Raw genomic sequence first — 14,506 nt, 5'->3', positions numbered from 1 at the left:
AATAAAGCAACAACCCCTTCTCCTGTTTTCGACTTCCAAACTGGCTATCAGCCGGTTAAACGATGGCATTATAATGGAAACTGGTCAGTCATTGAACATCAGGCTGGATGGGATAGAGCAGACGGGCCCTGTGTTCAACTGGACATTACCATTAGCACCATTGAGATATATGCCATATACAACTATTTTGTGCCCCAGAGCCTTTTCCACCCATTCAGGGGAAGTACTCCGCCACGCGCTGATCCTGAATGAAAGGTTTGGCTCGGGACTGATCATGTTACCGAATTATATGCTGGAACATTCAAAACACCATTATTGATTATCAGGGTCTGAGTCTCACCCTTCCAAAGAACAGCTACAATGAAAAAACTTTTGGCAATAGGACTGATAGTATGCTTTAACCGGGTTATCGCCCAGGACACCGTTGTTAAAGTGCTCCCCTTAACTGAATTATTCCAGTTGACAGAAGTAAACAGCCGTCAACTACAGGCCTCGAAGCAAAACGTGGGTATCAATGAGGCCCGGACAGAAATTGCCAGGTCACAAAAGTTGCCCGATATTGAAACCTCGGCGGAGGCAGGTTATCTAAGTACAATCACGATCCTGAATCCCAACTTTTCCTGGTATGCCAATGTTGAGACCCCTCATTTTGTCAACAATTATTTTTTGGGTGCCAGTGAGACTTTATACAAAGGGGGCAGTATCCGTCTTAATATAAAAAAGGGTGAGCTGGGCGAACAACTTGCCGCTCTGAACTACGAAAAAGACCGGCAAGATATTAAACTCCTTTTATTAGGCAGGTATCTTGAACTTTTTCAACAATACAATAACCGTCTTATTTACCGGGAAAATATCCGCCTGGCAAAAAAGAGGCTCGATGATCTTAATAAACTGAAGCGGCAGGGCCTGGTTACACAAAATGATATTATCAGAAACGAACTGCTCCTGTCAGATTTCCAGCTTGACCTCCAACAAGTAGAGAACAACATCACAATTCTGAATAAAGAACTCCAGGTAGTGCTCGGCCTGCCGGAGCGCACCAGGATCTTGCCGGACACCACGCTTACTTCCCAGCCGATATCCGTCAGCACGCTTACTGATTACAGCGCTCTGGCTCAAAAGAACCAGCCGGCTATCCAGTCCAGCCGTATAAGTGAACAAATTGCCGGTAAAAATGTGGCCATTGAAAAAGCGGCACGACTCCCCGAGCTGTCAGTTTATGCGGGAGACGCCTTACAGCGCCCTTTTCTCAATACGCTTGAGCCTTTAAATATCTACTACAACGCATACCAGGCAGGCTTTAAACTCAAATATAATATTTCCTCGATCTATCATGCCAGGGACCGCATTAAGCTTGCGAGACTTGAACAGGAACAACAAAAAGCGCAAACTGCCTACCGGGAACAGCAGGCAGAAATAGAGGTTACCACCGCATTCACGCGATACCAGGAGGCTAGAGAACGTGCGGTTACTTTAAGTAAAAGCCTGGATCTCGCCAACGATAATTTCCGGGTCGTAGAAAAGAAATATATCAACCAGCTGGCACAGGTTACGGATATGCTGGATGCGAGTACGGCAAAACTATCTGCGGAACTTCGATTGAATAACGAGAAAATAAATATCATCAACCAGTGGTTCAGGCTTCAAAAAGCCGCTGGTAATTTTTAATAACGTCTAATTTTCATATACATGGAAAATTCCGTGAATCAGCAAGTATCGCCGGAAAAATTAACGGCTACCGAACTGGCAAAAGAAAGAAAACGCAAGCACAGGATCATCTTGTTCAACGTTGTCTCGTTTCTGATCGTCTTCGCCGCGCTGGCCTGGGCTGCTGTTACCTATTTCCATCTGGATAAATCCGTTTTTACAGACGACGCCCAGGTGGAAGCCTACATCAATCCGATCAACACCAGGATCACAGGATACATCAGGGACATCAGATTTACAGAGCACCAGCGGGTTAAAAGGGGAGATACGCTGGTCATCATCGACAACCGGGAATATCAGATCCTGGTCGATCAGGCAGCAGCGGTGCTTATGGATGCACAAGCCGGACGGTTAGTGGTTAATTCCTCGGAAGATGTTGCCCGCAATGGCATTGATATTTCGACCGCGAACATATCGGAGATTAAAGCAAGGCTGGACAATGCTGAAGCGAACTATAAAAGATATGCAAGCCTGGTTGCTGATGATGTGGTCACTCAATTTCAATTCGATCAGATCAAAGCCGAACGTGATGCCTTAAAGGCAAAATATACAGCTTTGAAACACGCCAGGCAAAGCGCGCGCCTGACGACCGATGAATCGCAGAAACGCTTAACCGTTGCTGATGCAGCTATAGCTAAGGCGCGGGCGGCACTCGAGTACACCAAATTAAATCTTTCCTACACCATCATCACAGCCCCATATGATGGCGTTGTCGGCCGAAAAACCATCGAAGAAGGGCAGCTGGTCCAACCCGGCCAGACATTGGTGAGTATTGTAAGGGGAGATGAAAAATGGGTAACCGCCAATTATACGGAAGCGCAGCTGGGTTATCTGAGGATTGGCCAGAAAGTAAATATAAAGGTTGATGCCGTCAGTGGCAAGCTGTATGAAGGAGAAATATTTTCTGTCTCCGAAGCGACGGGAAGCCGTTTTTCCACCGTTCCAACGGATAACTCGACCGGGAATTTCGTTAAGGTGCAGCAACGTTTTCCCGTCAAAATAAAACTATCCGCCGATAATAAACCGGAGTCAGTCGCGCTGCTAAAAACGGGGATGAATGCAGAAGTCGAACTGATCAAATGACCGAAAGATATGTTTGAAAACAAAATTTTTTTCGAATGGGTACGAAAAGAACTGCATTTGCTACTGCTGGTGCTTCTGCTGATCCCATTGGGTTTCACTTCGGGCATTATCGGCAACGTCGCCGGCTATATGACCGGCAGCCTGAGCGCTATTCCGGCCGACATCACGATGGCTTCATACGCCCATACGATCGGCCTTATCGCCGGTGTGCCCTTCGTTCTGAGCTTTAAACAGATCATCACCAGCAAAAACCTGTTGCTTGGTGTTTTTTCAGGTTTGATCATTCTCAACCTGATCATCGGCAATACCGATCAGCCACTGATCCTCGTAATGGCATCATTCATAGCCGGGTTTCTTAAAATATTGGGCCTCCTGGAAGTTTTCGCAACGCTGATACCCATATTGATGCCCAAGGGAGAACGATATCGCCTGTACGCCGTTTACTACCCGGTTACGCTCATTGCTGCTCAATTAACAACGATGTTCATGGCTTATATGGCCGATCACATTAACTGGCAGTTCGGTCATTTCTTTCTGATGATCCCGCTTCTTGGCGGAATTGTGCTTGTCTTGATATTTGTTCACCCGGATTTCCCGGGAGAAAAAATCCCGCTGTATAACTTCGACTGGCTGGGCCTTGTACTGATGATCATCAGTATGCTGTTACTCGACTATGTACTGTCCTACGGTCTGACCGAGGACTGGCTGAACTCCCCGAAAATTATTTTCGGAACAATTACTTGCCTGCTCACGCTGACCTTACTGCTCAGCAGAACCTATATCGTCCGTCAGCCGCTGCTTAACTTCCACGTCCTTCGCTATAAGAATGTACGCCTGGGATTAATAACCATGTTCATCCTCAGTCTTTTTTTCGCTGCAAGCAGCGTCCAAAATAATATGATGAATATTATTTTAAAGGGCAATGCTGTCGAAATCACACGAATAAACATGTATATGATCCCCGGCTTTATGATTGCAACTGCCATAGGATACCTTTATTACAGGAACTTTGCAAGTTTCCGGTTTATGATCGTGTTCATTGTTTTCTGCTACACGATATCTTTCATCCAGCTGTATTTTTTAACAACACTTAATGCTACGTCCCGTGACTTTTACCTGCCCATGGTATTCCGGGGGGCGGCTACCTTGTTATCTTACATGGCGGTGGGGATTTATGTAGCCAACGGCCTCCCTTTCCTCGAATTCTTTTCTGTCACGGTATTTTACCTGGGTATCAGGGTATTTATAGGACCTGCGGTCTGGACAGCCTATTTATCGTACTTTTATTATCACCGATTGATCCACAATATTAACCTGCTGGCTTCAAAAACCGAACAGGCAGACCCGTTATACGTTGCTGCGTATAACCCGGCTTACCACCAGGCACAAAGTAACGGACAAGCTTCTGATCAGGCTTTAAATACGGAACTTAAGATAGTATTCAACAACTTTCAAACCCAGGCCGCCCTGGTAACTGTCAAGGAAACGTTCGGAATGATCATTGTCCTGGCCTGTTTATTTATCATGGTGCTTTTGGTTGTAAAAATATATCAGAAGCCAGCTCAAAATGACGAAAGGGGATTTACACTGATTTAAGGCTTAGCGCTAACATTTACAGCAGCCGGATCAAATTATCCCGTCCCATTACCGGCGAAAGTCCGCACTTCAGTTCCGGCAGTAAATTTGCCTCAGTAAATCCTTTAAAACTTTCATTTGGGATAATCGGCAGGTGCCCGAGAGCAAGCGTTTGCAGCCATAATACGGGCCCGCCGGTTAATCAGGCCCTGAAAAAACAGCATGTATGCAAGTTTGCTGTGATATCGCTCCTGATAATCCTGTATTTATGAGATAATTCCCTCGTCAGCGATAAATTACCCTGTCTTAAGATGCTCACGCTGATTTTTATCCCGGTAAAATCAGGTATTCTTCCCAATTACTTTTCAGATCGCAGATTTTCGGTTTTCCGGCGGTACCCTTTTTTCTTCGCTCTTACAGTTAATTGAACTGTATAAAATCTCCCTTACCTGCCTTTTACTGTGGTTAAGGAATAAATACCCATATCTTTCCTGCCATTACGCGGCAGAGCGTCGTAACCGGGCATTTCCCCCTGACGATAACCTGTCAATTATCAGATACCGATCAGCTGATATTAAACGGTAAAACAAAAATGGGCTGCCCATCAAAAAGGGCAGCCCATTCCGGCATCATCCTCCAGGAAAGTTATTTAGCGATTTTCTCTAAGATAATTGACAAGGAGTCTGGTTTTGCCAAAAACGGTGAATGGCTTGTATTTAAGGTGTAGGTTTTTTTGATACCGGCCGCGGCAACCATACGCTGTTGCAGGTTATAAGTAATGGCATGGTCCTGCAGGGTATGAATATAGTATTTGTCTACCGATCCGTAGTTGGCTTTGGTAATAGTTGCAGGTTCACCAAACGGCATTCCTGGCTCAGTGCGATAATTGCTTATAACTAAATTTTTTACCGCATCAGAACCATCCTGAACGAAGATATCCGTAATCAGATCGTGCGGAACGTCCAGTATAACTCCATCCTGAATCTGTATGAGCTTCTGGCCAAGAAGTGAACCTCCGTCGGTATTTGCCAAGTCCAGCAAGGTCTGGTTGTTAACCGGCAAAAATGCATTAACATAGACCATTTTCTCGATCTTCGACGGAATTTTTTCCGCAACCTGCGTAATGACCATGCCCCCCATGCTGTGGCCGCAAAGAATCACTTTGGTATTCAGGCTGTCGATTACATGCACCACCTGGTCACGGTAGGTGTTCAGGTGAATGGTGTTAAACGCAGTCGTGTTATCTGAGCCGTGTCCCGCCAGCTGGACAATCACCACTTTTTGCCCTTCAGCTTCCAGTTTGGCTTTAACCGATTGCCACGCGTAAGGTGCCGACCAGGCCCCATGAACGATTACGAAAGTTTTGGAATTAACGGGTGGCACGTTATCGTCCTTCGAACAACCCGTAAAAGTAAACGCTACAATTGCTGCACAAAAAACAGCTGCTAATAAATTTTTCATCGTTTTGATTTTTAGTAATTAATAACTCAATATCTGCCTGCGCTGTCCCGGCTAATGCCCTCATAGGCGCTGCCTCCATATTGCCAATCCGATGCCGATCAGCAACATTTTAACTATCAAGAACTTACGAGACAACAGCGCGACATACAGCTACTTTATATCATAAATCAGCAAAGGAGTAACACCGAAATACATCAGTTAAAAGGTAATTAGCCCTGTCAGACATTCCAGAGCGGTCGTCAAAGAAATTAAGCGCAAAAGATAGATTACGGGCTGCACGCGTCGCGATTCCTGAAATGCCAAGGGCAAATAACTTCCGGTCCGTGTTGAAGACAGCATTTTTTTCCTGCCATCAGGAAACGGGAGCTCACTAAAAAAGGTTACTGTTTTTTTTAACAAAATCTTTCAGTGACATTGGCTTTCTCCCCGTAATCCTTTCCACCCAGTCACTTGTTCCGGACAACATACCATCCTGAATATCATATGTCATCGCGCACATATGCCTTATGAAATGTGGGGTACAGCGAGCCCGTTCCATAACGCTGATGAATTCGGGCTCATCTACCGTTTCGAAGTGAATAGTTCTGTTGAGGGTTGCAGATAAAATATCTGCCATCTCAAAATGTGATAATTCAACGGGACCGAAAAGCGGATAGATCTGCCCTTTGTGGCCCTCCGGGTTTAAAAGAATAGATGCAATTACCCGTCCGATATCTTCACCAGCCAGCGGAGCGTAAAATGTATTTTTAAAAGGGAAAGCGAGCCTTGATCTTGTTTTTATCTCATCTGAAAAAAAGGCTAGCCATTCGGAGAATAACGTCGGTCTCAGATGAGTCACCGGTACGCCTGACCGGTCGAAAATCCGTTCTGCGAACCAATGATCCCTTGAGCTCCGGCTTCGCGCCATCCTTCTGGCGCTACGATGTGATAAATTTACAATCAGGCTGACATTTTCCTCCAGTGCTGCCTGCGCAAAATATGCGGATGCTTCCAGTAATCCGGCTAAGTGGACCGGATAGGTAAAATAGGCATATTCAATACCTTTCAGTGCAGCACTGACCGAATCAAAATCCGACATGTCGCCTTCCACGATTTCCACCCCACGACCGGCAAGCGCGTCAGTCCGGCTATCAGCTTTGCGCACCATAGCCCTCACCGGCTCCTGTAACTGCAGCAGTCGTTCTATTGTGTTTTCACCGCTTATGCCGGTAGCACCCGTTATCAAAATTTTAGCGTCCATATACAATATTGTATGGTTACTAAGAATAATTTCACCGATACCGATGACTTTCGTTAGTTCTGCTTGTTTATAATGGTTCCCGTTCCCGCCGGTTATCCTGCAACCTGTATGATTTCCGGATAAACTAAGGCTGACAGCGGCAGGATACCGGATATGATGACAGCATTTTTAGATCACACCGGACGGAAAATCTTCCTAAGAACAATACCAATATAATACCACAGTTATAAATACTTACAAAACAGAATATTATCGAAAAAAAGATATGATAATACTTACTTTATATCATATTTCAACATCATAAATATGATATAAAGTATGGAGGTGTAGATTTCCCTGTCTTTCGACCTGCTTACATGATGACCATGTCTGCCAAATTATTCATGAGCAAAGGCCGGCTCCTGTTGTACTTCTGCAAATTCGTTAACCAGTTCATTAATCCGGTTAAATGTAATTTTGATCGTAGTTCCCTGCTCTGAAATAATGTGCAGATTCCCGTCTAACTGGCCGGCAAGCCCCCGCATCAGATTTATGCCCAGGCTCTGGGCAGTCCCCCAATTGAACCCGGCCGGCAAACCATCTCCGTCGTCGGTTATCTCCACGGTAATACTTCCCTCATTCTCATGATAGGCCCGTATGCTGATCAGCCCCTCCTTTTTCAACATAAAAGCGTGTATCAGGCTATTCGTTATCGCTTCGTTAATGAGCAGGCCAAGCGGTACAGCCTGCGCCACATCAATTTCCAGGTTAGTGACAGCGAATGCGAACCTGATTTTCCTTTCCTCTCCGAGATTATCCAACAGATAGCCGCACAATTCAGTCACGTAGGCACCGATATTGATATTACAAAGAGCTTCGGACTGATACAGTTGCTGGTGAATAAGCGATATCGCATACATCCTGCGTTTGCTGGCACCAATCGCTTCCTGTGCCTGATGATTTGTAATGTAGAAGGATTGCATATTTAACAGGCTCATGGTCACCTGGAGATTATTTTTGACCCGATGATGAATCTCCCGCAGCAGCCATTCTTTTTCTTTCAGTAACTGCGTGAGATTTTTCGCTGAGCTCAGCAAGTTTTGGTGCTGTTTATCGATTTCGAGTTGCCGGGCCTTTAACAAGACGTTACTTTCCTGCTTAAGCTGGTAACGGTTATAGCCGACCCCCAGCGCCGCCAGCAGCATAACTGCGGCGGCAATGGTCAGATTTCTTTTGACGTTTTCCTGCTTCAAGGTAGTTCGCTGCAGTGCGGACTGACGTCCGAGTAACCGGATATTCCGGTTCTTAAGCGAAATATCTTTATCCTTTTTTTCGGTCTCGAACTGGATGTTCAGCACGGAGATCTGCCTGCTGTTTAATTCATTCAGCAAGGAATCCTCCCCCCTTTTATAATTTTGATAGTGTCTGATCGCTGAAAGGTAATTGCCGATCACTGAATCGGTTTTAAACAGCCAGAATTCATATTCCTTATTAAAAGTTTTCAGGTTGTTCGCTTTGCAAAGATCCCTGTAAGTTTTGATCGCGGCCAGCGCCACCTTGTTTTGTCCCGTGATATTATTATACCGGATGATACCGTTCAGCGCATCGAGCCTGTCCGTCAGCACCAACTCTTTGACGGAAAGGATGTCAACAAGCTGTCGATAAAAATGGGCAGCGCCCCTAACGTCCATCAAGTCAAGACTGGTATGTAATTCAACAGATGCCAATTTCTCGCGAATACCGGCATCCTGTTTAGATTTCCGGTATTTATCAAGCCCGCGGAGGATAGAATGCGCTAGTTTTTTACTATCGGTATCGCTCCCTTTCCTAAGTTCACCGGCTATATTGACCACGAACTCGATAGTCGACGTAGTATCCCCCAGTTGTTCCATACTTTTGATCAGGGATATGGCGTCCTTAAATTTTCCGCCATGCAACTGGGATCTCCCCATATTGAACGTGATTTCCGTCATTGCAGGAGTATCCTTTTGCATATAGGCCAACTCCCTGGCCTTGGCCAGATAGATGTGGGCCTTTTCATAGTTCAGGATTCTGTAATAGGCCATTCCTGTACCGTATAGGATGTTCCTCAAAACCGGTGAAGTCCTGTCACCGGTCGCCTCGATGCTTGCGATCGCGAGAAGGCTGTACTTTAATTCACTTACGAAGTCGCCTGTTTTACTTAAGGCCATAGCAATAAGATGGTAAGCGGTCCCAATCTCTCGATAATGGATAGACTGGTAAAGATTAATTGACGTTCGAAGGTATGGCAGTGCATCTTCGCCTTTGTCAACGAGCAACAAGGTTTCGCCTATATCTTTGTTAGCGTCACCCGCACGTTTTATTGCATCAGATTTAAGAAAAGCATCGGCTGCTTTTTTAAAATTTTCGATCTTGATTCCTATATCCGGTGCCAGGTTCCCATACCGTTGTCCGATAATGATATATGCTTCACCGGCATCTTTCAGATCACTGCTTTGAAGAAAGCAATGGAGCGCCTCCCGGCACAGGAGCAGTGCGTGCTGGTTCCTGTTTTTCTTTATCAGAACCAATGCAGACGTTAGCAACGACCGGCCATGACCGATCTGATATCCCAGTTTCCTACTCAGCATGCTTGCCTGCCCCACAACATAGGAAGCGCTGTCGAGATCTTTGTCGCCCCTCCCGCTGTCCAGATAAAGCCTTCCCAGTTCCAGCAACATGCCGACCCGAACAGTATCAGCTCTGCTTTTGCGCAGCAGGTTATACAGCACGGCGATCTTCCCTGCCTGGTTATTCTGGCTAAAGGCGCTTTGCCAGGACGTCAGCAGGGACAATAGGATAACCAGAATTCTTTTCCGTTTCATTCCGACAGGACAAGAAATGATAAGCTAATAATAAGTAAAATGCCGGTAAATTTATTCCGGCCTTAAGTGGTAAATTTTTTTACGATACCTAACTTGTTCATTTTTGAAATGAGCGTTGTCGGTGCGAGATCGAGCATTTCAGCCGCTCCTCCCGGACCGCCAATACGGCCTCCGCATTTTTTCAGAACCGAAAAAATATACTCCTTTTCCATCTCTTTATAAGTTTTCACCCCTTGCTCTCCTCCGCCGGCGGCGGCGGCATCCTGCAAGGTTTTCTCAGGAAGATCCACATGCGTTAATACAGAGCCTGCCGACAGGAGAATACCGCGTTCGAGGATGTTTTCCAACTCCCTGATATTACCGGGCCATTCGTAGGCCTGCAATGCATAACCCACCTGTTCAGACATAGAGGTAACGGTTTTTCCCATTTTTTTTGACAGTGCTTTAAGGAAATAGGCAGACAAAGCTGCGATATCTTCTTTCCTCCTGCGCAGGGGCGGCAGTGTGAGCGGAAAAACGTTAAGCCGGTAATACAAATCCAGCCTGAAACGGCCCTCTGCTACCTCCTTTTCAAGGTTGCGGTTGGTCGCGGCGATCACCCGAACATCGGTTTTGATCACCTGACTACCGCCTACCCTGACAATCTCCTTCTCCTGCAGAACGCAAAGCAGTTTGACCTGGAGATCCAAGGGAAGTTCGCCGATCTCATCGAGAAATATCGTTCCGCCGATCGCTTCTTCAAATTTTCCGATCCGCCTGTTAACCGCGCTGGTGAAAGCCCCCTTCTCATGTCCGAAAAGCTCGGATTCCATCAACGCGGCAGGTATTGCACCGCAGTTTACTTTAACCAGCGGTTTGGTCCTCCTGTCAGAAATACGGTGAATCGCTTGGGCGACCCTTTCTTTTCCCGTCCCGCTTTCTCCCAAAATGAGTACAGAAATATCGAATGGAGCAACCACTTTCAGCTGCTCTTTAATTTTATCGAAGGCCTCACTGGAGCCGACCAAACCCAACTCCTCGCTCCTGTCTATGATTTCAATCACCGGTTCTTCCACTGCCTCCCGCGGATCAGCGATCATCGGGTTGGGAATTTCAGGGCTTTGCTGGTGGCTCAGCAACTTATCGCCGATCTGTATCAGTAATAGCTGTAGTCGTTCCAGCCACGCGACATGCTCCTGCTTGTAAGCTTTGCCGTCCCGGTTGTAAAACGAAAATAAAAGCTTGCCGCTTACCGGGAGTGATACGGGCTGCAACAGTATGGATCCTAATTCGAACTCCCTGCTGATTAATTTCCTGAAAGGGTTTTGATCGAGCATCTGCTCAAAGTCAGGTCCGCCGTAGAAAATTGCATCCTTCGGAACAATCCCCTTGGATTTGGCAGTTAACAAATCTTCTCTTGTTTTTCCGATCCTCGAGGCGAGTTGCTCTATGGACAAAAATTGGAAGATGTCGCCATCTTCTTTTAAATAAGCCATTCCATTGTTACCCCTATTTTCGTCATCCCAGCATACTGCGAAATAGTCAAATGGTATATGGTTGTGAAAAGAGGCTAAGATCGCCATGATTTTTGTCTGCCAGTCATTACGGCTCTCCAGGATCTGCAGTACTTCGCCCTGAAGAGCCACCTCCTTTACCAATTTGGATTCCAGGTTATTCTCGTGCCGGTAAATTGCGATATCGAGCGCAACCAACACATCCTTTTCGCGAAAAGGCTTTACCATAAAACCATAGGGTTTAGTCGCTTTGGCTAGTTCAAGTACGCCCTGGTTAGAGTTTGCCGAAACATAAATGAACGGAATTTCCATTTCGTTCAATGATGCAGCGAGGTCAAGCCCAGTTAATTTACCGGTCAGCTGGATGTCGACAAAGACCCAGGCAGGCCTCTTGAGTTTAATAATCTCAAGCGCCTTGGGCACCGAAGGCGCAATCCCGCTGATTTCATACCCGGCCTTCTCCAGTATCTTGCGAAGATCTTCAGCGATGATGAATTCGTCTTCCACAATAAGTATCTTTCCGTTCATTTTCATATTTTTTTTGGATAGTTGTCGTTATGCTGTTGTTAATTCGTTTTTTTCGTGGTCAGGCTGCACCTGGAGGGATCGAAAATCGCGAAACACGATATTGACCCTCGTTCCCTGGTACCGTTCGATATGCATTTGACCGTCAATCTGCGCGGAAAGTCCTCTCATTAAATTCATCCCCAGCGAATTTGAAGCATCCGGATCGAAATCCGGTGGCAACCCGATTCCGTTATCTGCGATGGAAAGCCTGATATGATCCGGCATTTCTATCTTCATTAAAATGACGATCGTTCCGAGCTGTCCGTTCTTAAATGCATATTTGATGGCGTTCGTAATTGCTTCGTTAAGTATGAGGCCAAGGGGTATGGCCTGGGCTACATCAAGTGTTACCGGAACAACATCAAATACAAACCGTATATCCGATTCTATACCGAAGCACTCCTTTAAATATTTAACCAGCTCAGGGATATAGACGGACATGTCGATTTCAGTAGGCGTATCCGACTGATAGAGCTTCTGGTGAATGAGGGACATTGCATGAATGCGGCGCTGGCTATCCTGGATCGCATGGAGCGCCTGCTCATTGTCGAGATAAGAGGATTGGATATTCAATAGGCTCATGGTTACCTGAAGGTTATTCTTCACCCGGTGATGAACTTCCCTTAACAGCCACTCTTTTTCATTTAAAAGGGAGGACTGCCTGGCGTTAAAATTTTTCAGCGTAATATTTTGTTCGTTGATCTCCGTTTGCTGGGCCTGCAACAGGAGATTATTGCGCTGTTTCAGACGAAAACGGTTGTAACCGATGATCAGAATAAGCATCAGCATGCCGCTGCCGCATATGATTATATTTTTGATCGACTTTTGCTGCTCCAGCCTGATCTGCTGCAACTGTGATTGTTTTTTCAGATACCTGATATCTTTGGTTTTTGAGAGGATATCCTTGTCCTTCTTTTCTGATTCGTACTGAATGTTAAGCAGGGCGGTCTGGCGGGTATTTTTTTCCATCAATATGGAATCATCGACCTTTTTGAAGGCCTGGTAGTGTTTGATGGCTGACACGTAATTCCCCAGAGCCGAATCAGCCTTGAAAAGCCAGAGTTCTTCCTGCGGCATAAAAATCCGGTAACCATTTGCCTTACAGAATCGCTGATGTTCCGCGATAAAAGCATACGATTCAGCATAACGACCTGTAAACTGGTAATAGCTGATCATCCCCCTAAGTGCCTTTTCGTGAATTTCGCCCTGAATACCAGGATCGGCGGATAAAGATCTGAGCCGCTCAAAGTGTATCCGGGCCTTATCATACTGTTTCAGATAAAGGTAATCAGTCATTGATAGATAAGCCATTTCCACCGGAGCCCCCGGACTTCTGGTGGCCGCCCCGAGGCGGTTCAGTTCTGCGATAAGCGGTATTACTTCTTTAAACTTTGCCATCTTCATTAAAAAATAGCCTTTATTCAGGGTCATGATAACCATCGCGGAAGTGTCTTTGTATTTAGCGGCTACCTTAAGCGCTTTGTTCACGTAGATATCTGCAGAAGCATATTGCCGGGTCATGTAGCAGGCGAACGACGTACGATAATATATCGTACCTAACTGTAAAGAAGTGTCATTTACCGCCTCTGCCGTTTTCACTGCCAGCAAGCCAAACTTAAGGGCATCGACGTAGTCTCCCATTCTGGCCAGATTAAAGCCCAGGAGGTCGTACACCCCCTGCATATCCCTATATCCTGTCGACAGGTAAATGGAGACAGCGGCTCTCAGGTTTTTCAGGGCCTCTGTACTTTGATTGGCGATCATTTGAAAATCGGCAAGATCTTTCAATGTTGTCGCCATCCTGTTTTTGTAGCCGGCTTCTTCGAACAACCGGACGGCTTTTTGATAATATCCGATTTTCCTGGACAGGCCGGGTTCATCGTTGTTGTAATGCTGCCCGATGATGATCTGGGCTTCAGCGATATCGGCTTTCAGCCTAAGATCTGTAAATATTTTCAGGGCGGCCTCTGAAGACTGCAGTCCTTTATCCACCAATCCCTGATAATTATAGATCATGGCCTGAAGTAACACAATACGTCCTGATCCACGCCTGTCCCTAAGTTCCCCGTTCAGCACTGCCGCCTCGTTCAGGTACATCAGTGCAGAATCAGCATCACGGGAAGACTTTTCAGGTTTAAAAAGGTAAGAACGGCTCAGCAACAGTAGAACGTTAAATTTTGCAGTATCTCTTTTTAAATGGCCCAGTTGTCCTTTCAGCTCCCTGATGCCGGGTTCATAGGATGACTGGGCTTTCAAGTCCCAAACACCTGAAAACATAATCCCTAAGATTACCGCTAACATTACTTTTCCACACGCTGTCATCAGTCAGAAAATCGCCAATGACGTGCCACCTTTTAAATAGCTTTCTTACAGATAGTTAAATAAAAAAAACAAAGCTTTAAATACTTTATTTCGTAAAAAAACAACCCAGATTGTGATATAAAGTATCATCGTTCATATACCCTGTAGAGCATTAATTTCCGTTTACCGGAAAACGGGTCTGAACTTAGGTTCGCAGCAGGGAAGATGGTCGTTCATACAGGAATGACCTATAT

General features: G+C 45.8%; 8 protein-coding genes. 3 read left to right on the top strand and 5 right to left on the bottom strand.

Annotation, left to right across the window (positions count from 1 at the left end):
• Positions 1-459 precede the first annotated feature (459 nt).
• Genes HYN43_RS02995 through HYN43_RS02985 form a run of 3 tightly spaced genes read left to right on the top strand, consistent with a single transcriptional unit; the run spans position 460 to position 4,386 of the window.
• The gene (locus HYN43_RS02995) at positions 460-1,668 is read left to right on the top strand and encodes a TolC family protein (protein ID WP_162996280.1); all 1,209 of its coding nucleotides are present in this window, start codon (positions 460-462) and stop codon (positions 1,666-1,668) included.
• 21 nt (positions 1,669-1,689) lie between these two features.
• Positions 1,690-2,790, top strand: a complete 1,101-nt coding sequence (locus tag HYN43_RS02990) for an HlyD family secretion protein (protein WP_119408041.1) — start codon at positions 1,690-1,692, stop codon at positions 2,788-2,790.
• Between the two features lie 9 nt (positions 2,791-2,799).
• Positions 2,800-4,386 carry an efflux MFS transporter permease gene (locus HYN43_RS02985; protein WP_119408040.1) on the top strand — a complete coding sequence of 529 codons (1,587 nt, stop codon included), beginning with the start codon at positions 2,800-2,802 and terminating at the stop codon, positions 4,384-4,386.
• A gap of 624 nt (positions 4,387-5,010) precedes the next feature.
• Here the strand turns inward: HYN43_RS02985 and HYN43_RS02980 are convergent.
• The 5 genes from HYN43_RS02980 to HYN43_RS02960 form a co-directional block, all read right to left on the bottom strand.
• Positions 5,011-5,826, bottom strand: coding sequence for an alpha/beta fold hydrolase (locus HYN43_RS02980; protein ID WP_119408039.1), 816 nt, complete (start codon positions 5,824-5,826; stop codon positions 5,011-5,013).
• Between the two features lie 370 nt (positions 5,827-6,196).
• Complete coding sequence (locus HYN43_RS02975; protein ID WP_119408038.1) at positions 6,197-7,066, bottom strand: NmrA family NAD(P)-binding protein; 870 nt, start codon at positions 7,064-7,066, stop codon at positions 6,197-6,199.
• 377 nt (positions 7,067-7,443) lie between these two features.
• Complete coding sequence (locus HYN43_RS02970; RefSeq protein ID WP_119408037.1) at positions 7,444-9,891, bottom strand: histidine kinase dimerization/phosphoacceptor domain -containing protein; 2,448 nt, start codon at positions 9,889-9,891, stop codon at positions 7,444-7,446.
• Positions 9,892-9,953: 62 nt separating this feature from the next.
• A complete protein-coding gene (locus HYN43_RS02965; RefSeq protein WP_119408036.1) occupies positions 9,954-11,918 on the bottom strand; it encodes a sigma 54-interacting response regulator in 1,965 nt (654 codons plus the stop codon).
• A 21-nt stretch (positions 11,919-11,939) separates the two neighbouring features.
• Positions 11,940-14,252 carry a tetratricopeptide repeat-containing sensor histidine kinase gene (locus HYN43_RS02960; protein WP_162996279.1) on the bottom strand — a complete coding sequence of 771 codons (2,313 nt, stop codon included), beginning with the start codon at positions 14,250-14,252 and terminating at the stop codon, positions 11,940-11,942.
• Positions 14,253-14,506: the final 254 nt, after the last annotated feature.

Source organism: Mucilaginibacter celer (assembly GCF_003576455.2).
GTDB lineage: Bacteria > Bacteroidota > Bacteroidia > Sphingobacteriales > Sphingobacteriaceae > Mucilaginibacter > Mucilaginibacter celer.
This window is presented reverse-complemented; position numbering and strand designations above follow the sequence as displayed.

Excerpts from the sequence above, each read along its gene's own strand:
- HYN43_RS02990 (WP_119408041.1), top strand. The coding sequence starts at position 1,690 with ATGGAAAATTCCGTGAATCAGCAAGTATCGCCGGAAAAATTAACGGCT.
- HYN43_RS02985 (WP_119408040.1), top strand. The coding sequence starts at position 2,800 with ATGTTTGAAAACAAAATTTTTTTCGAATGGGTACGAAAAGAACTGCAT.
- HYN43_RS02980 (WP_119408039.1), bottom strand. The coding sequence starts at position 5,826 with ATGAAAAATTTATTAGCAGCTGTTTTTTGTGCAGCAATTGTAGCGTTT.
- HYN43_RS02975 (WP_119408038.1), bottom strand. The coding sequence starts at position 7,066 with ATGGACGCTAAAATTTTGATAACGGGTGCTACCGGCATAAGCGGTGAA.
- HYN43_RS02970 (WP_119408037.1), bottom strand. The coding sequence starts at position 9,891 with ATGAAACGGAAAAGAATTCTGGTTATCCTATTGTCCCTGCTGACGTCC.
- HYN43_RS02965 (WP_119408036.1), bottom strand. The coding sequence starts at position 11,918 with ATGAAAATGAACGGAAAGATACTTATTGTGGAAGACGAATTCATCATC.
- HYN43_RS02960 (WP_162996279.1), bottom strand. The coding sequence starts at position 14,252 with ATGTTAGCGGTAATCTTAGGGATTATGTTTTCAGGTGTTTGGGACTTG.